This is a genomic window from Thermus scotoductus DSM 8553, from assembly GCF_000381045.1.
Taxonomy (GTDB): domain Bacteria; phylum Deinococcota; class Deinococci; order Deinococcales; family Thermaceae; genus Thermus; species Thermus scotoductus.
This window is the reverse complement of sequence record NZ_KB905729.1, coordinates 73482-92666: the sequence shown is the minus strand read 5'-3', so window position 1 is coordinate 92666 and position 19185 is coordinate 73482. Positions and strand designations below refer to the sequence as shown.

Sequence of the window (19185 nt, the reverse complement as noted above, 5' to 3'; positions counted from 1 at the left end):
ATGCGCTGCGAATGCGGGCAGAAAAACCCTCCTGAGGCCCGGTTCTGCATGGCCTGCGGCCGGGCGTTGGGGGCTCTTCTGCCCGAGGAGAGGCGGTATGTGAGCGTCCTCTTCTACGACCTGGTGAACTCCAGCCAGCACTTCCAAGCCGGCCTCCAGGTGGCCTACCAGCAGCTTCAGGAGGCCCTCGAGGAGGCCGCCCGCGTGGCCCGGGCTAAGGGAGGATTCGTCCACCGCTTCCTGGGGGATGGGATCCTGGTCCTCTTCGGGGCCCCCAGGGCCCGGGGAAAGGAGCCCTGGCGGGCCCTGGAGGCCGCCTTGGAGATGGTGGGCTCCTCACCTCTTCCTGCCCGGGCCGGAGTGGCCAGCGGGGAAGTGCTTTGGGCCCCCTTAGGAAGCGGCCAGGCAGGGGAACCCACGGCGGTAGGCCCGCCGGTGGTCCTGGCCGAGCGGCTCAGCAAACTGGCCCACCCCAAGGAAGTGCTCACCGAGCCCACCACCCTGGCCCTGGCCCCGGGGGTGGCGGCGGACCCCCTGGGCCTAAAGGAGGCCAAGGGGCTTGGGGCAGTGGAGGTTTTTCGGGTAAGGAGCGTGAGCCTGGACCTGGGGCCGGAAGGCGAGGCCCTCCTGGACACCTTGCTGAAGACCTTTCAGGGCCCTCCTGCCCGCCTCAACCTGGTGGGGCCACCGGGAAGCGGAAAGAGCCTCATCCTGGATAGGTTCATAGAGCTGGCCCCTCACCCCGTGGTGGTCCTGGAGCGCATGGGGCCGGAAACCCCCTTGCGCTCCACCCTAAGCCAGGCGGTGGAACGAACCTTCGGCCAGGTGGAGGCTTTTCTGGCCCTGGCGGAGCTTTCCCCAGAACTTTCCGTGGCCCTTCGGTACAGCCTGGGCCTCGAGGCCCGCCCCCCCTGGAAGCGCGAGGCCCTGGAGGCCGCCATCTACGAGGCCTGGAAAAGGGTTTTGGAAAACCTGCCCCACCCCCTTCTCCTGGTGGCCAAAAACCTCCATACCCCCGATGGCATCCTGCAATCCCTCCTTCAGCACTCCTTCCCTCACCTGATGGTTTTGGCGGAAAGCCGCAAGCCCCTCTTCCAACCCACCCTGGAGGTCCAGGGCCTGAAGGCACCCCCGCTTCTCGCATTGCAGCCCGCCCTGGATGCCCTTCCCCTAGCGGAACGGCAAGCCCTTCTGGCCCTCGGGGTGTTGCACGAAGCCCTGGTCACCCTTCCTTTGGAGCAAAGCCGGACCGAGCTGCTCAGGATCGCAGAGCGGCTCATGGGAACCTTCTCCACCAGACGCCTGGAGAAAGAAGGCCTTTTGCAGGAGGGTAAGCCCCTCCCGGAAATCCTTCAAGTGGCCCGGGCCCTGGTGCCGGAGGAACAGGCCAAGGCCTGGCACCGGGCAGCCGCCCAGTTTTACCGGGATAAGGGAGACTTCCGGCTCATGGTCCAGCACCTCAAGCGGGTCCAAGAGAAAAGGGAGGCCGCCCAGGCTCTGAGGATCCTCGCCCAAAAGGCCTGGCGGCAGGGCCATCCGGAAAGGGCCATACCCCTTTACCAGGAGGCCCTCGAGGCCGCCCCCTCCTCCTGGCGGGCAAGCCTTCAGAAGGAACTCCAGGACGCCCAGGCCTCCTTGGGCCAGGCCCCGGAGGCCCAAGGAGGCCCCAGGTCCCAAGACCCCGTCCTGGCGTCCTTCCGCCAAGCCCAAAACCCCCTGGACCTCCTCCCCCTGCTCCCTGGCCTCAAGCCCTACCCCCTGGAGGAAGCCCAGGCCCGCCTCCAGGTGGGGGGGGCCTTGTGGCGGGCCTTCCAGCCCCGGCAGGCCCTCGAGGTCCTTAACGAGTTCCATCCCCTGGTGCCCGCCTCCTTGAGGCTCCACGGGCAAAGCCTGAAGGCCGGCCTCCTCATGGACCTGGGCCGCTATGCCGAAGCGGAAGCCCTGCTAAAGGAGAAGCCACCCGGGGACCTGGAATCGGAAACCCGCTTCCAAGCCACCCGGCTTCGCCTCCTTCTGGAAACCGGCCGCCTTCCTGAGGCCCTGGAGGAAGGCGAGGCCGCCCACCGCCAGATGCCCCATCCCTGGCTGGCCGCCGCCCTCCTCTCCGCCTGGACCCTAAGGGGGCGTTTCCGGGAAGACCTCTTCCAGACAGCCCTCCTGCACCCAGATGGCAAGGCCCTTGGAGTCTTGGCCCTGGCCCACTACCGCGTGAGCCAGGAACAAGACCCTACGCCCCTCCTGAAGGAGGCCCTGCGGGAAGCCCGGCGGCTTTCCAACCCTTACGTCTACCACCTGGCCCTGACCTCCTTGGCCCTTTACCTTTGGCCCAGGTCTCCCAACAAGGCCAAGACGCTTTCCCAGTACCTCCTCTACCAGACACACCGCACGGGGTTCGCCGTGCACCTGGAGGTAGCCAGGCTCCTTAGGGCCCAGCTCCTCCTGGAGCAGGGGGAAAAGGTGGAACACCTCCTGGGTTTCCCCCCTTCCGTCCCCCTAACGCGGGTGTGGCAGGCGGTTTTGGCAGGCGAAGAGCCTGATGGCGACCTCCGAGGGTACGGTATCCTGGGAAGGTGGGTCCTAAGGCTATGGCGTAAGCGGGGGGTCGGATGGACACGGCACAAGCGGTAGAGGCCATCAAACGCCGCCTCTCCCTAAAGGAGGTGGTTTCCCGCTACGTGGCCCTGAAACCCGCTGGCCGCGGCCGCTGGAAGGGCCTCTGCCCCTTCCACCAGGAGAAGACCCCCTCCTTCTACGTGGATGAGGAGAAGGGGCTCTTCCACTGCTTCGGCTGCAAGGCGGGAGGCGACCTCTTCGCCTTCGTGGAAAGGATCGAGGGCCTGGACTTCATGCAGGCCCTGGAGCGCCTGGCGGAGGAAGCGGGGGTGGAGATTCCTAAGGCGGGTGCCCCCGCCAAACGCCGCGAGCTTTTGGATGTCCTCAAGCTCTCCCAGGAGTACTTCCTGGAGGGGCTCAAGGCTTCCCTCGAGGCCCAGGAGTACCTGCAAAGGCGGGGGCTTTCCCCGGAAAGCATCGCCCGCTTCGGCCTGGGCTACGCCCCGGCCAAGGGGGATGGCCTCCTCACCCACCTGACCCGCCACGGCATCAGCCCGGAGGAGGGCCTGAAGGCCGGGGTCCTGGCGGAAAAGGATGGGCGCTTCTACGACCGCTTTCGCCACCGCATCACCTTCCCCATCAGGGACCACCTGGGGCGGATCGTGGCCTTCACGGGAAGGGCCCTGGGGGAGGAAACCCCCAAGTACCTGAACTCCCCGGAAACCCCCCTCTTCCGCAAGCGGGAGGTGCTCTTCGCCTACCCGGAGGCCAAGGCCAAGCTGCGCCAGGGACGGGCCATCGTGGTGGAGGGACTTTTCGACGCCATCGCCCTGCACCAGATGGGCTTTGCCGAGGCGGTGGCGGTCTTGGGCTCGGGGCTTTCCGAGGAGCAAGCCCGTCTTCTGGAGATGCAGGAGGTGCGGGAAGTCTACCTGGCCTTTGATGCCGACGAGGCGGGGCAAAGGGCCACCCTGCAAAGCCTGGACCTCTCCTTGGCCCGGAAGTTCCTCTTCTATGCGGTGCGCCTGCCCAGCAAGGACCCGGGCGACCTCCTTCTTCTGCCCGAGGGCCCGGCCCTATTCCAGAAAGCCTTAGAGGAAGCCCTTCCCGAGGTGGAGTTCCGCTTCCAGGAGGCCACCCGGGGCCTGGACCTGACCCGCCCCGAGCACAAACGGAAGGTCCTGGAAGCCCTCACCCCCAGGATGCTCTCCCCTGAGCCCTTCGACCCGGTGGCCGACCGCCTTAAGGCCCTGGTGGTGGAGCGGTTGGGCCTTTCCCTGCGCCAGCTGGAGGATTACCTGGCCAGCCTCAAGCGGGGCCGGCGTCCACCCCCCCAACCCCCCAAGGCCGAGCCCAAAAACCGGGTCCTCCTTCTGGAGCTGGACGTGATGGCCCTCCTCCTCTCCGTGCCGGAGGAACGCTTCGCCGAGTGGGTGCACCACACGGCCCTTCACGTCTGGCCCCCGGAAGGCTCCTTACTTTCCGAGTTCCTGGAGCTGGCCAGCCGCGAACCCCGCCGGGACTACCTGCGCCAGGTGCTAAGCCGCAAGGAGGCGGGGGGCATCCTTCTGGAAAGGTTGATGCTGGTCCCCTCTGTGGACGAGCCCAGGTTCCCCGAGATCCTGGAGAAAACCCTGGCCCGCCTGCGGGAGGCCTACTACCTGGAGCGCCGGGCCAAACTGAAGGAGGAGCTAAGCCGCAACCCCAGCATGGAGATCTTGCGGGAAATCCAGGAACTGGACCAGGCCATAGAGGCGGAACGGCGCATCTACCGGAAGCTTTAAGGTAAAATCCTTTCGGGCTTAGGCCCAAGGAGGTAAAGGATGAAAAGCCCCGTTCGTGTGGCGGTCACCGGCGCTGCCGGCCAGATCGGTTACAGCCTTCTTTTCCGCATCGCCGCAGGGGAGATGCTGGGAAAGGACCAGCCCGTGATCCTACAGCTTCTGGAGATTCCCCAGGCCCAAAGAGCCCTGGAGGGCGTCATCATGGAGCTCGAGGACTGTGCCTTCCCCCTTTTGGCGGGGATCGTGGCCACCGATGACCCCAAGGTGGCCTTTAAGGACGCCGACTATGCCCTTCTGGTGGGGGCGGCCCCCAGGAAGGCGGGCATGGAGCGCCGCGACCTCCTGGAGATGAACGGCAAGATCTTCACCGAACAGGGCCGGGCCCTGGCCGAGGTGGCCAAGCGGGACGTCAAGGTCCTGGTGGTGGGCAATCCCGCCAACACCAATGCCCTCATCGCCTACAAAAACGCAGAGGGCCTTGACCCCAAAAACTTCACCGCCATGACCCGGCTGGACCACAACCGGGCCAAGGCCCAGCTTTCCAAGAAGACGGGGGTTCCCGTGGACCGGATCCGCCGCATTGCCGTGTGGGGCAACCACTCCTCCACCATGTTCCCCGACCTCTTCCATGCGGAGGTGGACGGGAAGCCCGCTTTGGAGCTGGTGGACATGGAGTGGTACGAGAAGGAGTTCATCCCCACCGTGGCCCAAAGGGGAGCGGCCATCATCCAGGCCCGGGGAGCCTCCAGCGCCGCCAGCGCCGCCAACGCCGCCATAGAGCACATCCGGGACTGGGCCCTGGGCACCCCCGAGGGGGACTGGGTTTCCATGGCCATTCCTTCGGATGGTTCCTACGGGGTTCCCGAGGGGATTGTCTACTCCTTCCCCGTCACCGCCCGAGGTGGGGAGTACCGGATCGTCCAGGACCTGGAGATCAACGAGTTCGCCAGGAAGCGGATGGAGATCACCGCAAAGGAGCTTCTGGACGAGATGGAACAGGTGAAGGCCCTAGGGCTTATTTAAAGCCCCAATAGACCCCGCCTTGCCCGACGCCAGGGTGGGGTCAAGTTTTCAGCCAGACCTCCGGAGCCCAGGGGTAGACCACCCAAGCGTCCGTGGCCTCGGCGTACACGTCGGGTTCGTCCGGCACCTGGTTCCGACTAGGCTTGAAGTGCAGGGTGGCCACCAGGGGAAACCCTCCCGCCTGGCGCACCAGGCCAAGGAGCGATTCCCAGGACAGGAAAAGCCTTTCCATCAGGGTTTATCCAGCTCAAAGGCCTGGTGCACCGCCCTTAAAGCAGCCTCCGCGTACTGGGCGGGGATGATGACGGAGATGCGCACCTCGCTGGTGGCGATCATCTCGATGTTGGCCCCGGTGGAGGCCACCGCCTGGAACATCCTGGCGGGGATCTCCGGGGCCGAGGCCAGCCCCACCCCCACGATGGACACCTTGGCGATATCGGGGCGCAGAAGGGCCTCGCCCCCGATCTCGGCCAAGACGGGTTCCAGGGCCTCGAGGGCCTCCTGGGCGAAATCCTTCTTCACGGTGAAGGCCATCTGCTGCCGGGAGGGATCGTGCCCGGGAACCCCCTGGATGATCATGTCCACGGCGATGCCCCGCTCGGCCAGGGCCTGGAAGACCTTGGCGGCGATCCCCGGCTGGTCGGGGATCCCGATAAGCCCGATCTGGGCGTGGTCCAGATCCAAGGCCGCACCCGTCACCACCTTGCCCATTTCCATGTTGACCTCCTTCACCAGGGTACCGGGGTTATAGGAAAAGCTGGAGCGCACGTGGAGCACCACCCCGTAACGCTTGGCATAGTACACCGCCCGGGGGTGGAGGACCCTGGCCCCCAGGGCGGCCATCTCCAGCATCTGGTCGTAGCCGATCACCTCAAGCTTCCGGGCCTCGGGAATCAGGTGGGGGTCCGTGGTGTAAACCCCTTCCGTGTCCGTGTAGATCTCGCACTCCTTGGCCCCCAGGGCGGCGGCGATGGCCACGGCGGTGGTGTCGGACCCCCCCCGGCCCAAGGTGGTGATCTCCCCCTCGGGGGTGGTGCCCATGAAGCCGGCGATCACCGCCACATACCCCTGGTCCAGGGCCTCCTGGATGCGGTTTGGGTTCACCTCGAGGATACGGGCATCGCCAAAGCGCCCATCCGTGACGATGCCGATCTGGTGCTGCACAAAGCCCCTGGCCGGGATGCCCATGGCCCAGAGTTGCATGGAAAGGAGGGCCACGGAAACCTGCTCCCCTGTGGTGGTGAGGAGGTCCAGCTCCCGGAAGGGAGGTCTCGGGTTCACCCGCTTGGCCAGAGCGATGAGCTCGTCGGTGGTGTGGCCCATGGCCGAAACCACCACCGCCAGCCTATGCCCCTTCTCCCGGTAGTGGGCGATGCGCTGGGCCACCTTGTGGATGCGCTCCAGGTCGCCCACGGAGGTGCCGCCATATTTTTGCACGACCAGGGACACGCTTGCCTCCTTTCCGCCCAAGGGGCGGCTTGAAAAGGAATATTATCACATTTGCCCCTTCACCCCAAGCCCCGTATCCTAAAGCGATGTGGGCCTGACCCTAGCCGAGTACCACCGCCTCACCCCCCTGCCCCGGCCCGGGGGGGTGCTTTACGTGAAGCCGGGGGCCCGTGGGTACCGGGATCCGGTTTACGAGGCCCTACAGGCTGCCGTGGCCCCCTTCGGCCAGAGGGCCCTGGACCTGAACCCCGGGGTGGGTCTGGCCAGCCTGCCCCTGGAGGGCCGGATGGAGGTGGACAGGCTGGAAACCTCGAGGGCCGCCTTCCGCTGCCTCCAGTCCAGCGGCCTGAAGGCCCGCCTGGCCCCTCCTTGGGAAGCGGAGGAAAACGCCTACGACCTGGTGGTCCTGGCCCTGCCCGCAGGCCGGGGCACCGCTTACGTAGAGGCCACCTTGGTGTCCGCCGCCCGGGCCTTGAGGATGGGGGGCCGGGTCTACCTGGCCGGGGACAAGAACAAGGGCTTTGAGCGCTACTTCAAGGAAGCCCGGGCCCTTCTGGGGTACGGCCTGGTCCTCAAGCGGGAAGGCCCAGTGCGGGTGGCCCTTCTGGAAAAGGAACGGGAAGCCCCACCTCTACCCTCCCTCTGGCACCCGTTCCAGGCAAGGCTTTTGGGGGAGACCTTCACCTTCTTCCACCTGCCGGGGGTCTTTTCCGCGGGGAAGGTGGACAAGGCCTCGGTGCTTCTCCTGGAAGCCCTGGTGGGGGAGGTAGGCCGGGAAGGTATCCGCGGCAGGCGCATCCTGGACCTGGGGGCAGGCTACGGAGCCCTCACCCTGCCCCTGGCCCGCCTGGGGGGGGAGGTGACGGCCCTCGAGGACGACCTGGTGTCGGTCCTCTCCCTGGAAAGGAGTCTAAAGGAAAACCGCCTGGCCGCCCGAGTGCTTCACTCTGACGTGGACGAGGCCTTAGCCGAAGGCGGAGTAGGTTGGGGATCCAGACCGGCTCAGGACCAAGCCCCCGGCTTGACAGAGGAAGAAGCATTTGACATCATAGTTACGAATCCCCCCTTTCACGTGGGGGGAGCGGTCATCCTGGATGTGGCCCAGGCCTTCGTGGAAGCGGCGGCGGCCCGGCTGAAGCCGGGCGGTGGGTTTTTCCTGGTGGCAAACCCCTTTCTCAAGTACGAGCCCCTACTGGAAGAGCGCTTTGGCGCTTTTAGGACGCTTTTGGTGAGGGAGTACAAGGTGCTTTTCGCTGAGAAGGCCAGACGGGGATAGCAACCCCAAGGAGGGAGGTCCGCGTTGAAGAAGACCAAGAACAAGGTGAAGCAGGTTACTGCCGGGGAAGAGGAAAGGATGGCCCTCCAGACCCAAGAATCCATGACCGCCACGGAAAAAGCCCCCAAGGCGGGCTCCGGGGGAACCACCTCGAAAAACCGGAAGAAGGCCCCACCGGCCCCCCTGGAGGCTAAAGAGGAAATGGCACCCCTGGCCCAGGATCCCCTCCAGGGAAGCTACCTGGAGGCCCCGGAAGAACCCCCCCTCGAGGTAGAGGGGCCCGACCTCGCCCCCGAGATCTTCCTGGACGAGCCCTTAGATCCCATGGCGGACGAGAGCTACTTGGAAGCCGATGACCTCCTCCTTCCCGAGGAAGGTCCCTCCCCGGACTACCTGGGCGAGGAGCTCTTCGAGGAAGAGGAGGAGCTTGCCCTGCCCAAGGTTTCCACCTCCGATCCCGTGCGCCAGTACCTGCACGAGATCGGACAGGTTCCCCTTCTCACCCTCGAGGAGGAGATCGAGCTGGCCAGGAAGGTGGAAGAGGGGATGGAGGCCATCAAAAAGCTCTCCGAGGCCACAGGGCTGGACCAGGACCTGATCCGGGAGGTGGTGCGGGCCAAGATCCTGGGCACGGCCCGCATTAGCCAGATCCCGGGCCTGAAGGAGAAGCTGGACCCCAAGACGGTGGAGGAAATCGACCAAAAGCTCAAAAGCCTCCCCAAGGAACTAAAGCGCTACCTCCACATCGCCCGCGAAGGCGAGGCCGCCCGCCAGCACCTCATCGAGGCCAACCTGAGGCTGGTGGTGTCCATCGCCAAGAAGTACACCGGCCGGGGGCTCTCCTTCCTGGATCTGATCCAGGAGGGCAACCAGGGTCTCATCCGTGCCGTGGAGAAGTTTGAGTACAAACGGCGCTTCAAGTTCTCCACCTACGCCACCTGGTGGATCCGCCAGGCCATCAACCGGGCCATCGCCGATCAAGCCCGCACCATCCGCATCCCGGTGCACATGGTGGAAACCATCAACAAGCTCTCCCGCACCGCCCGCTCCCTGCAACAGGAGCTGGGGCGGGAACCCACCTACGAGGAGATCGCCGAGGCCATGGGCCCGGGCTGGGACGCCAAGCGGGTGGAGGAAACCTTAAAGATCGCCCAGGAACCGGTTTCCCTGGAAACCCCCATCGGGGACGAAAAGGACAGCTTCTACGGAGACTTCATCCCCGACGAGCACCTCCCCTCCCCCGTGGACGCCGCCGCCCAGAGCCTCCTGGCCGAGGAGCTGGAAAAGGCCCTCTCCAAGCTCTCCGAGCGCGAGGCCATGGTGCTGAAACTCCGTAAAGGGCTGATTGATGGACGGGAGCACACCCTCGAGGAGGTGGGAGCCTACTTCGGCGTCACCCGGGAGCGCATCCGTCAGATTGAGAATAAGGCCCTAAGAAAGCTCAAGTACCACGAGTCCCGCACCCGCAAACTGCGGGACTTCCTGGACTAACCCTTAGCAGCTACCGAGGGGAAACCGGGCCACCTCCTCGAGGTGGCCTTCGTCTTCATCCCGCACCAAGGCCACTTCCCTCACCACGAAGGAGCGCCTTTGGGGAGCGGGAAGCTCCTGCGCCAGCCTCCTTGCCTCCTCCTCGGATAGCCCCAGGGCTAAGGTGATGTGGGGCAGGTAGCTGGGACCCTCGATCTCCTTAAGGGGCGGGGCCAAGGGCTCCAGGGCGTGGTAAAGCCGCCGGAAGGGGGTGCCCCCGTAGGCCCTCAGGTAGACCACCCCCTGGGGGAAATACCCCCACCCCCCGAGGCGCAGACGAAAGGGAACATGCCCCCGGAGAATGCCCGCAAGGGCGATCTTCAAAGCCTCCTCCTCATAGGGCCAGTCAAAGGGCTGGCGCAGGTTGAGGTGAGGGGGGCCAAACCCCCTGACCCCATACTGGGCCTGTAGCCTTTCCAGAAAACCTTTAAGGTCTTCCGGCGGCCACACCAGCACCCCGTACACGCCGCCCAGTATACCCACAACGCCCCCCCACCTCCGCCTTCACCGGGACATCCTATCCTTTGACTTAAGCCATGATGGGGGTGTAGACTGGCCCCTTCGCCACCAAAGACCCCATCGTACGGGCCAGCTGGAACTACCTGCTGCTGGATAACGACGGTTCCAAAGGTGTGCATAACCCCACCTATACCCGTGCCGTCCTCCTGGCCACGCTGAACGCGCTCCAGTAACCAGCGGCGGGCAACCCCGGGGCCCCCTGCCCCGGGGCTTTTGGTCTTAACATGGGTACGTGAGCCGCACTTACCTGTACCGGGGCCGCATCCTGAACCTAGCCTTGCAAGGCCCCTACGAGATCGTGGAACACAAACCGGCGGTGGCCATCATCGCCCTAAGGGATGGGAAGATGCTCTTCGTGCGCCAGCCTAGGCCTGCCGTAGGCCTGGCCCCCTTAGAGATCCCGGCCGGCCTCATCGAGCCCGGGGAGGACCCCCTGGAGGCGGCAAAGCGGGAGCTGGCCGAGGAAACAGGCCTTGCGGGAGACCTCACCTACCTTTTCAGCTACTACGTCTCCCCCGGCTTCACCGACGAGAAAACCCACGTCTTCCTGGCAGAGAATCTACGGGAAGTACCGGCCACCCCGGATGACGACGAGGATATCCAGGTAGTCTGGTTGGAACCGGAAAAAGCCCTCCGGATGCACCAAGAAGGGGAGCTGGAGTTCTCGGCCACGGGCCTTGTGGGGGTTCTCTACTACCATGCTTTTCTCCGAAGTCGCTGACGTTCCCAAGGGGGCCAAGGTGGTGGCGGTGGGCTCCTTTGATGGGGTGCACCTTGGCCACCAGTACCTTCTGCACCAAGCCCTGGCCGAGGCCAAGAGCCTCCACCAGCCCCTTCTGGTCTACACCTTTGACCCCCCCACCAAGGTCTTTACCCGGGGGGAAGGGTTCCTGATGGACCTTACGGAGAAGGTGGAGGCCCTGAGGGCCCTGGGGGTGGAGCTCATCCTGGCGGTGGCCTTTAACGAAACCTTTGCGAAGAGGAAGGCGGAGGAGTTTTTGGAGGATCTGAGGAAGCTTGGAGCCAGCCGCATCTACGTGGGGGAGGATTTCCGCTTCGGCAGGGGCCGGAGCGGGGGTCCAGAGGACCTGGCCCAGGTGGCCCCTGTGCGTACCGTTCCCCTTTTGACCCTGGGAGGGGAACCGGTGAAAAGTAGCCGCATCCGCGCCCTGTTACAGGAGGGCCGGGTGGAGGAGGCCCGCCACCTCCTGGGCCGGCCCTACGGGGCCTACGGGGTGGTGGTGGAGGGGGAGAAGCTAGGGAGGAAACTGGGCTTCCCCACCGCCAACCTGGCCGTTCACCCAAATAAGGTCCTCCCTCCAGGGGTATTCGCCGTGGAGGCCCAGGGGGCTTTTGGCCGGTACAAGGGAGTGGCCAACGTGGGCACGAGGCCCACGGTAAACGGCTCGGAAAGGCGGCTGGAAGTTCACCTTTTGGGTTTCGCCGGCGACCTTTACGGCGAGGAGATGCGCCTGGTCTTTCTGAAGCGCCTCCGGGAAGAAAGGCGTTTTGCGAGCCTCGAGGAGCTCCAGGCCCAGATCGCCAAGGATGTAGCCCTGGCGCGGGCTTACTTTGGGCTCTAATACCACCCCAGCCTGGCTTCGCCAGGCTGGGAGCCCCGGTAGGCGGCCCAGCGCCCCTCCCTTTCTTCCTTCCTACTCCCGGTCGAAAAAGGTGAGCTTGGGGTACTTGTTGGCCCGGACCTCGTCCAGCCGCCGGACCGGGGTGGTGTAGGGAGCCCCCTCCAACCACTCCTTGGGCTTTTGCAAAAGCTCCCCTAACGCCTCAGCGAAGGCCTCGAGGGTCTCCTTGGCCTCGGTTTCCGTGGGCTCCACCATCATGGCCTCCTTGACGATTAGGGGGAAGTACACCGTGGGCGGGTGGAAACCCATCTCCAAAAGCCCCTTGGCCAGGTCCAGGGTGCGGAAGCCCTGGGGAGGCTGGGCCACGAACTCGTGCATGCAAGGCCCATCGTAGGGGATGCGGTAACCCTTTTCCTTAAGGAGCTCCTTCAGGTAGCGGGCGTTAAGCACGGATAGGGCAGCGGCCTTCTTGAGGCCCTTTAGCCCCAGGGTGCGGATGTAGGCCCAGGCCCTTACCAAGGCCAAGAAGTTCCCGTAAAAGCTCCGCACCCGGCCGATGCTCTTGGGGAGGTCAAAGTTCAGGTAGAATCCCTCCTCCCCCTTCTCCACCGTGGGCACCGGGAGGTAAGGGGCCAGGTGGGCCTTCACCCCCACGGGGCCGGAGCCGGGGCCGCCTCCTCCGTGGGGCACGGTGAAGGTCTTGTGCAGGTTCAGGTGCACCACGTCAAAGCCCATGTCCCCAGGCCGGGCCCAGCCCATGATGGCGTTCAGGTTGGCCCCGTCGTAGTAAAGCTGCACCCCGGCCTCCTTGCTTAAGCGGGAGATCTCCAGGATGCGCCGCTCAAAAAGGCCCAGGGTGTTGGGATTGGTCAGCATGATGGCGGCCACATGGGAACCAAGCTCCCGCTTCAGGGCCTCGAGGTCCACCTCCCCATCCGGCCCCGAGGGAACCTCCCTCACCTGGTAGCCCGCCATGCTGGCGGTGGCGGGGTTGGAGCCGTGGGCGGAATCCGGCACCAGCACCACCCGCCTCACCTTCCCCTCCCCCCGGTCCTGGTGGTAGGCGCGGATGATGAGGATCCCGGTAAGCTCCCCGTGGGCCCCGGCGGCAGGCTCCAAGGTGATGGCGTCCATGCCGGTTAGGGCCTTCAAGTACTCGGAAAGCTGCCACATGAGCTCCAAGGCCCCCTGGACGGTCCTGGGGTCCTGGTAGGGATGAAGGTCAGCGAAGAGCCGCGCCGCCTCCTCGTGCAACTTGGGGTTGTACTTCATGGTGCAGCTACCCAAGGGGTAGAAGGTGGTGTCCACCCCCACTTGGCGGCGGGAAAGTCCGGTGTAGTGGCGCACCAGGGTGAGCTCGTCCACCTCGGGAAGCCTTGGGGGGTTCTTCCGTAGAAACTTTTCCGGGATATACCGGCTGGCCTCAAGGACTACTTCCACCAGCTTAAGGCCCCGCCTTCCCGGGCGGCTTCGCTCAAAGATCAAGGGGTAGCTCATGCCAACACCTCCCGCATGGCCGCTTGTAGGGCCAAAAGGTCCTCCTCCCGGTGGAGCTCCGTGGCAGCAAAAAGGGCGAGGTTCTCCCCGTACTCCTTCGGCACCGGGGTGGCGGCATGGAAGCCCCTTGCCGCCAAGGCTTCCCGCACCGCCTCAGGTTCCTTGGGAAGCCTGAGAACAAACTCGTTGAAGAAGGGCTTTGGGGTGAAGGGCTCCACCCCCGGGATCTCCAAAAGAAGCTCCCAGAGGCGGTGGGCCATGGCCACGCTTTTCAGGGCCACCTCCTTAAGCCCCAAAGGCCCCAAGGCCGCCAGGTACATGGCCCCCATGAGGGCGGTGAGCTGGGCGTTGGTGGTGATGTTGCTCTTGGCCTTGGCCCGGCGGATGTACTGCTCCCGGGCCTGGAGGGTGAGGATGTAGCCCCGCTTTCCCTCGGCGTCCACGGTTTCCGAGACCAACCGCCCGGGCATCTGGCGCACGAAGGCCTTCCGGGTAGCCAGGTACCCGAAGTGGGGCCCGCCGAAGCCCATGGGAAGCCCCAGCACCTGTCCATCCCCCACGGCGATGTCCGCCCCGTAGGCCCCGGGGGGTTCCAGGACCCCCAGGGAAAGGGGATCGGCCACCGCCACGAAAAGCGCCCCCGCCCTGTGGGCGGCCTCGGCCAGGGGGGCCAGGTCCTCCAAAGCCCCCAGGTAGTTGGGGTTTTGCGCCACCACCGCCCCCGTGCCCTCGGGTATCTCCCTTATAGGGGTACGGCCCCTTTCCAAGGGTAGGGTGAGAAGCTCCGCCCCCACCGCCTCCAGATAGCTCCTAAGCACCTCCCGGTACTCGGGGTGCACCCCCTGGGAGACCAGGACCCGCATCCTTCCCGTTTCCCTGAGGGCCAGAAGAACCCCCTCCGCCAGGGCAGTAGCCCCATCGTACATGGAAGCGTTGGCCACCTCGAGGCCCGCAAGCTCCGCCACCATGGTCTGGTACTCAAAGGTAGCCTGCAAAACCCCCTGGCTCACCTCCGGCTGGTAGGGGGTGTAGGCGGTCAAAAACTCCCCCCGGCTCGCCAGGGCCTGGACCACGGGCGGGGTGTGGTGACTACGAACCCCACCCCCCAAAAAGGCCTTAAAGGCCGGTTGGTTTTTCCCCGCAAGCCGCTTGAGCTCCTCCAGCACCGCCCACTCCGGCAAGGGCTCGGGCAGGGCAATCTCGGGGTTTAAAACCTCCTTTGGCAGGTGCCGGTAAAGGTCCTCGAGGCTTCCGGCCCCCACCCGTTCCAGCATGGCCTGGATCTCTTCCTCGGTATGGGGCGTGTAGTCCATAGGATCATCCTTAAACAAAACCCCCGGGCCATTTGACCCGGGGCCACAGAAGGGCTCTGCCGCCCGGCTAAGGACATCCGGGCACCCCAAAGCCCAGATCTCGCCATACCAGCCGCCTTACCCTTCGCTCTCCAAGACCTCCTGGTAGCCAGCGGCATCCAGCAGGTCATCCAGGTGCCCCATGTCCAAGGGGCGGATGCGGAAGATCCAGCCCTCCCCATAGGGGTCCTGGTTGATGAGCTCCGGGGTCTTCTCCAAAGCGGTGTTCACCTCTACCACCTCGCCCGATACTGGGGCATAGATGTCGGAGGCGGTCTTCACGCTCTCCACCACGGCCACCGCCTCGCCCTTCTCCACCTTGCGCCCCACCTCGGGTAACTCCACGTACACCACGTCCCCTAAGGCATCCTGGGCGTAGTCGGTGATGCCCACCAAAACCGTGTCCCCTTCGGGCAGGGCCCACTCGTGGGTCTTGGTGTAAAAGCGGTCCTTGGGTATGTCCATAGCGCCTCCTAACCCCCGCTATTTTAGCGGCACAAAGGGCAATGGGCTAAGGGAAGCCCCCGCCTTGCGCCCCCGAACCTCCACAAAGAAGGGCTCCTGCGCCTCCTTCTCCACGTAGGCCAGGGCGATGCCCTTTTCCAAGAGGGGAGAATAACCCCCGCTGGTCACCCAGCCCACCGCCCGGTCGCCGGAGTATACCCTATACCCCTCCCGGGGAATCCCCGCCTCCAGCACCAGGCCGACGAGTTTCTCAGCGCACGGCGTGGCCAGCATCGCCTCCTTGCCGTGGAAATCCTTCTCCTTCTTCACCACCCAGGCCCAGGGGGTGCAAAGGGGGTTGGTGTCGTCGGTAAGCTCGTGGCCGTAAAGGGGAAACCCCGCCTCCAGCCTCAGGGTGTCCCGGGCTCCCAGGCCCGCCGGGGTCGCTCCCGCCTCCAAAAGGGCTTCAAAGACCGCCTCGGCATCTTCGGGAGCCAGAAAGAGCTCAAAGCCATCCTCCCCCGTGTACCCGGTGCGGGCCAGGCGGGCGGGCCGGCCCGCCACCCGGGCGCTGAACACGTCGTTCCTTTTCCTTTGGGAAAGGTCGGCGTCGGTCAAGCCCTGGAGGAGGGAAGCCGCCTTGGGACCCTGCAGGGCCAGGAGGGCGGTTTCCTCGGAGAGGTCGGTGAGTTCCACGGCAAAGCCCCGGGAGAGCTCCTTAAGGTGGGCGAAGTCCTTGGCGATGTTGGCGGCGTTCACCACCATGAGGTACTCCTCCTCGCCGAGCCGGTACAGGTAGATGTCGTCCACCACCCCCCCTCGGGCGTTGGGGAGCATGGAGTACTGGGCCCGGCCCACTTTTAGCTTGGCGGCGTCATTGGCCGTGGCCCACTGGAGGAAGGCCAGGGCCTCCCTGCCCCGGATGAGGAACTCCCCCATGTGGCTCACGTCGAAAACCCCAGCCCCCCGGCGCACCGCCAGGTGCTCCTCGAGGATGGAGGTGTACTGCAGGGGAAGGGCATAGCCGGCAAACTCCACCATGCGCCCCCCGTGGCGCAGATGGGCTTCATAAAGGGGTGTCCGCTTCATGGCAGCCCCATCCTAGTGACGACTCCCCGGACTAAAGTCCGGGGCTTCTCGGGGTTTCCCCCGAAGGCCCCGTCCGGGCCCAGAAAAACCTTGACTCCGTATCGGCAGGCGAGCGCAATGCTTCTGGCTCTGCCACGGGTGTTCGTTTGGAGTTTTACCCATCGGACTACCCGATGGAACCCCCTACTCCAAGTTTCAAGGTCCACGGGGAACTTTGTCCCCAAGAACATTGTACCAAATCCGTGTCCACCTGTGGTGGACGTGGGGGAGCTAAGCTCCCTTCGGTCGCATGTAGCTGCAAGGTACGCTTTGCGTGACCGCTGACCCATGTATCCCCGGTTTGGTCAGCCTGTAGGGCTATCTTGGAAACCGGGGGATTATAGCTCCCCCACGCCCCCTCTTTTCTCTAAAAGAACTCCCTCCTCAAGGCCTCGGCGGAGTTGTCCTCGAGGACCTCCTCCCGCTTGGTGGCCCAGGCCGGGAAGGGAAAGCGCACCAATAGGGGCACGGGGATCTCCGGTTGGTGCAGGATCACCATCCCCTGGGGCAGGATCAGGGCCCGCTGGCGGAAGGAGGTGGGAAGGTAGCGGTACTCGGGCCGCTCGGCCTCGGCGGCATCCAGCCTTCCCACCACCCGGATGGCGGCGTTGCCCACCACCCTTCGCTCCACCTCGCTGGCGGTCTGCTGGGCCCCGATGAGGATCACCCCTAGGGAGCGGCCCCGTTCGGCGATGTCCAAGAGCACGTCCTTGATGGGGCTTTCCTCGTCCCGGGGAGCGTACTTGTTGAGCTCGTCCAGCACCACAAAAACCCGGCCCCGGTACTGGCCCCGCTCCTTTTTGGCGAAGAGGTCGGAAAGAAGGCTCCCCACCACGAACATCTGGCCCTGGGGGGAGAGTTTGGCCAGGTCCACCACGTGCACCTGGTGGCTTCCCGAGAGGGGGTCCGGGGGGTTGCCCTTGCGGTCTCCCCGGATTAGGTGGCCCACGTTCTCCACGCTTGAACGGAGGCGCCGGACAAAGGCCTCGAGGGTAGGGCGGGCCTGGCGGGCGACCCAGGTCCGGTCCCCCTCCCCTTCCCCCGTTTCGGGGCCCAAAAGCTTGTACTCCAGGTAGCGCACCAGGTCGGAGAAGCTTTTCAACCGCACCCTGCCCAGGTCGTCAAAGGTGATGTCCTCCGGAAGCTCCCCTCCGGGCCAGTCCGCCACCAGGAGGTGGGGCCCCTTCTGCCCCTCCGCAAGCCGCCTCAGCTTCTCCGTCACGTGGGCCACCAGGAAGCCCAGGTTGGTGAGGGCCCCCTTGTCGGTGAAGAGGAAGGGGAGAAGCCCTTTCTGGGCAAACTGCACCAGGTCCCAATGGTAAGCCTTCACCCCCTCCAGGCGGGTTTCCACATCGGGGAGAATCCCCTCCTCTCCCTTCTTGGGCGGGGCCAGGAAGCGCACGCTTCCAAAGGGGGTGGGGGGAAGGCCCAGGCGGCGGTACTCCTCCTTGGCCTCCTCGGAAAGCCTTAGGTTCGGCTTGTCCAGGAAGAGGAGGTCCTCCCCCTTCACGTTGAAGAGGAGCACCCGGGCCTGGTGGGCCTCCTCGAGGACCTCGCTTTCCAAAAGGCTTTTCAGGAGGAAGGTGGCGTAGCTGGTCTTGGCCGCCACCCCGCTGATGCCCGAGATGTTCACGTGCCCCCCCTTCACCCCGTTCAGGAACTCCAGGTTCAGGTAGGCCACCTCCCCGCTCTTTAAAAACCCCGCAGGAAGCTTGGTGCTTCCCCTTTGGTTTTTCATGGCGTCGTAGTAAAGGGCAAGCTCCAGGTCCTCCTCCCGGGCCAGGTACACAGCGGAGCCGGGATCGGGGGGGAAAAACTCCTCGGGCACGATACGGGTCACGCTCACATGGGCTACGTAGGCCAGGCTCACGGGGATCTTCCCCTGCACCGCCAAGAAGACATCCGTGTCAAAGCTTTCCCCCTCGTGGGCCTTGGCCACCAGGTCCACCATGCCGAAGTAGCGCACCTTGCCTACCTTGGGGTGAAACCCCTCCACCACCACCAGGTCGTCCAGGCGCAGAAGGCCCTCCCCCTCCACCCCCACCCAGAACTCCAGGGGGGTGGCCTCCCGCCTGCCCAACACCACCCCGATGCGCTCCATCAACCACCTCCCTGATCCGCCGACAGGCTATCCTGGTGCCGGGCAAGGATGCGGGCCACCACCTCGCGGCTCCCCATCCTGCGGGAAAGCTCCCGCTCAAGCCCCCCAACGGGCAGAAGGTTTTGCGGGGCCCTGGGGTCCTTCACCGGGTGGGAGGCCAAGGCGGGAAAGAGGCTTAAGGACAGGTCCGCCAGGGCGCCGAAATCCCCTTGTAGCGGGGTTTCCACCCGCAGAAGCCCGCTTTCCGGCGGGCGCACCCCCTCCGGGGGCAGGGGCAGGCGCAGGTACCAGCTGGCCAGTTCCTGCCCCTTCCGGCGCACCCTGAACATGGGGGTGCGCTCCCCGGGCTTCAGGGTGGAGAGGAGGGCTTCCCGGTCCTCGGGGAGGTAACGGGCCCAGTGGGTCTTGATGTACCCCAAAACCGGGCCCTGCCGCCTTAAGCGCACGGGACCGTCCACCACGAGAAGGCCTCCCGCGAGGGCCCCGGCCAGCTTTTCCTCCAAAAGGGTCCTGGCCTTCCGCAAACCCTCCTGAAGGGCCGTGAGGACGTCCCCCGGGCTTGGAGGGCCCTCGAGGGGCAGGGGTTCGTACACCAGCTCCCCCAGGCGCAAGGCCTCCTCCAACCCCACCCCCACCCGGCGCACCCTGGTTTCCAGCAGGCGCATATTCCCTTGCTGATAAACCACGGCACCGGCGGCCACGCACCCCAAGAGGGCAAGCCTCCTCCCGTCGGAAAGCACCGCCTCCCCGCGTTCCCGGCCGTCCACGAAGTAAAGGGGCTCGGGCCAGGGCACGGGATCAGCCCTTCTGGCCTCCCATGGCTCCTCCAGGGGCTGGAAGCTGGCAGGGTAGCCCTCCTCAGCGCCTTCCGGGGCCCCAGAAAGAACTTCCCCTGCCGTGCCCTCGAGGCGGGAAAGATCCAGGGAGTAAAGCCGCCAGGCCATGC

16 protein-coding genes are annotated in these 19185 nt (G+C 65.3%); 7 read left to right on the top strand and 9 right to left on the bottom strand.

What is annotated here, in order from left to right; translation table 11 throughout:
- From F604_RS0100535 to F604_RS0100525, 3 genes are read left to right on the top strand one after another with little or no spacing between them, the layout of a single operon-like run.
- The gene (locus F604_RS0100535; RefSeq protein WP_019549965.1) at window positions 1-2628 is read left to right on the top strand and encodes an adenylate cyclase; all 2628 of its coding nucleotides are present in this window, start codon (window positions 1-3) and stop codon (window positions 2626-2628) included.
- Window positions 2607-4337, top strand: a complete 1731-nt coding sequence (gene dnaG, locus F604_RS0100530) for a DNA primase (protein WP_019549964.1) — start codon at window positions 2607-2609, stop codon at window positions 4335-4337. The genes F604_RS0100535 and dnaG overlap by 22 nt, the downstream gene beginning before the upstream one ends.
- Window positions 4338-4376: 39 nt before the next feature.
- Window positions 4377-5360 carry a malate dehydrogenase gene (locus F604_RS0100525; protein ID WP_019549963.1) on the top strand — a complete coding sequence of 328 codons (984 nt, stop codon included), beginning with the start codon at window positions 4377-4379 and terminating at the stop codon, window positions 5358-5360.
- A 40-nt stretch (window positions 5361-5400) separates the two neighbouring features.
- On the opposite strand, the gene F604_RS0100520 is transcribed toward F604_RS0100525, so the two are convergent.
- Together F604_RS0100520 and F604_RS0100515 are read right to left on the bottom strand one after the other, a co-directional pair.
- The gene (locus F604_RS0100520) at window positions 5401-5592 is read right to left on the bottom strand and encodes a hypothetical protein (RefSeq protein ID WP_019549962.1); all 192 of its coding nucleotides are present in this window, start codon (window positions 5590-5592) and stop codon (window positions 5401-5403) included.
- Window positions 5592-6809 carry an aspartate kinase gene (locus F604_RS0100515; RefSeq protein WP_015716613.1) on the bottom strand — a complete coding sequence of 406 codons (1218 nt, stop codon included), beginning with the start codon at window positions 6807-6809 and terminating at the stop codon, window positions 5592-5594. Before F604_RS0100515 ends, F604_RS0100520 begins: the two co-directional genes overlap by 1 nt.
- Before the next feature lie 88 nt (window positions 6810-6897).
- On the opposite strand from F604_RS0100515, the gene F604_RS0100510 reads away from it, so the two are divergent.
- Entirely contained in the window at window positions 6898-8085 is a 1188-nt protein-coding gene (locus tag F604_RS0100510; RefSeq protein ID WP_019549961.1) for a class I SAM-dependent methyltransferase, read from the top strand.
- Window positions 8086-8109: 24 nt separating this feature from the next.
- Complete coding sequence (rpoD, locus tag F604_RS0100505) at window positions 8110-9576, top strand: RNA polymerase sigma factor RpoD (protein WP_019549960.1); 1467 nt, start codon at window positions 8110-8112, stop codon at window positions 9574-9576.
- A gap of 3 nt (window positions 9577-9579) precedes the next feature.
- Here the strand turns inward: rpoD and F604_RS0100500 are convergent, their stop codons facing one another.
- On the bottom strand, window positions 9580-10080 hold the full coding sequence (locus F604_RS0100500; RefSeq protein WP_026328884.1) for a 2'-5' RNA ligase family protein: 501 nt from the start codon (window positions 10078-10080) through the stop codon (window positions 9580-9582).
- A gap of 286 nt (window positions 10081-10366) precedes the next feature.
- Here F604_RS0100500 and F604_RS0100495 point away from each other — a divergent pair, with 286 nt between their 5' ends.
- Together F604_RS0100495 and ribF are read left to right on the top strand one after the other, a co-directional pair.
- On the top strand, window positions 10367-10855 hold the full coding sequence (locus F604_RS0100495; protein WP_019549958.1) for an NUDIX hydrolase: 489 nt from the start codon (window positions 10367-10369) through the stop codon (window positions 10853-10855).
- Window positions 10833-11717, top strand: a complete 885-nt coding sequence (ribF, locus tag F604_RS0100490; protein WP_019549957.1) for a riboflavin biosynthesis protein RibF — start codon at window positions 10833-10835, stop codon at window positions 11715-11717. The genes F604_RS0100495 and ribF overlap by 23 nt, the downstream gene beginning before the upstream one ends.
- Before the next feature lie 72 nt (window positions 11718-11789).
- Here ribF and gcvPB read toward each other — a convergent pair whose 3' ends face one another.
- From gcvPB to F604_RS0100460, 6 genes are all read right to left on the bottom strand, one after another.
- Entirely contained in the window at window positions 11790-13214 is a 1425-nt protein-coding gene (gene gcvPB, locus F604_RS0100485; RefSeq protein WP_019549956.1) for an aminomethyl-transferring glycine dehydrogenase subunit GcvPB, read from the bottom strand.
- A complete protein-coding gene (gene gcvPA / locus F604_RS0100480; protein ID WP_019549955.1) occupies window positions 13211-14527 on the bottom strand; it encodes an aminomethyl-transferring glycine dehydrogenase subunit GcvPA in 1317 nt (438 codons plus the stop codon). Before gcvPA ends, gcvPB begins: the two co-directional genes overlap by 4 nt.
- Window positions 14528-14644: 117 nt before the next feature.
- On the bottom strand, window positions 14645-15031 hold the full coding sequence (gene gcvH, locus F604_RS0100475; protein WP_015716597.1) for a glycine cleavage system protein GcvH: 387 nt from the start codon (window positions 15029-15031) through the stop codon (window positions 14645-14647).
- 18 nt (window positions 15032-15049) lie between these two features.
- Window positions 15050-16099 (bottom strand): glycine cleavage system aminomethyltransferase GcvT, encoded by a 1050-nt coding sequence (gene gcvT / locus F604_RS0100470; protein ID WP_019549954.1) that lies wholly within the window; start codon window positions 16097-16099, stop codon window positions 15050-15052.
- Between the two features lie 406 nt (window positions 16100-16505).
- Window positions 16506-18239: an ATP-binding protein gene (locus tag F604_RS0100465; protein WP_019549953.1), complete on the bottom strand. Its 1734-nt coding sequence runs from the start codon at window positions 18237-18239 to the stop codon at window positions 16506-16508.
- Window positions 18239-19183, bottom strand: a complete 945-nt coding sequence (locus tag F604_RS0100460; protein WP_019549952.1) for a DNA double-strand break repair nuclease NurA — start codon at window positions 19181-19183, stop codon at window positions 18239-18241. Before F604_RS0100460 ends, F604_RS0100465 begins: the two co-directional genes overlap by 1 nt.
- Window positions 19184-19185: the final 2 nt, after the last annotated feature.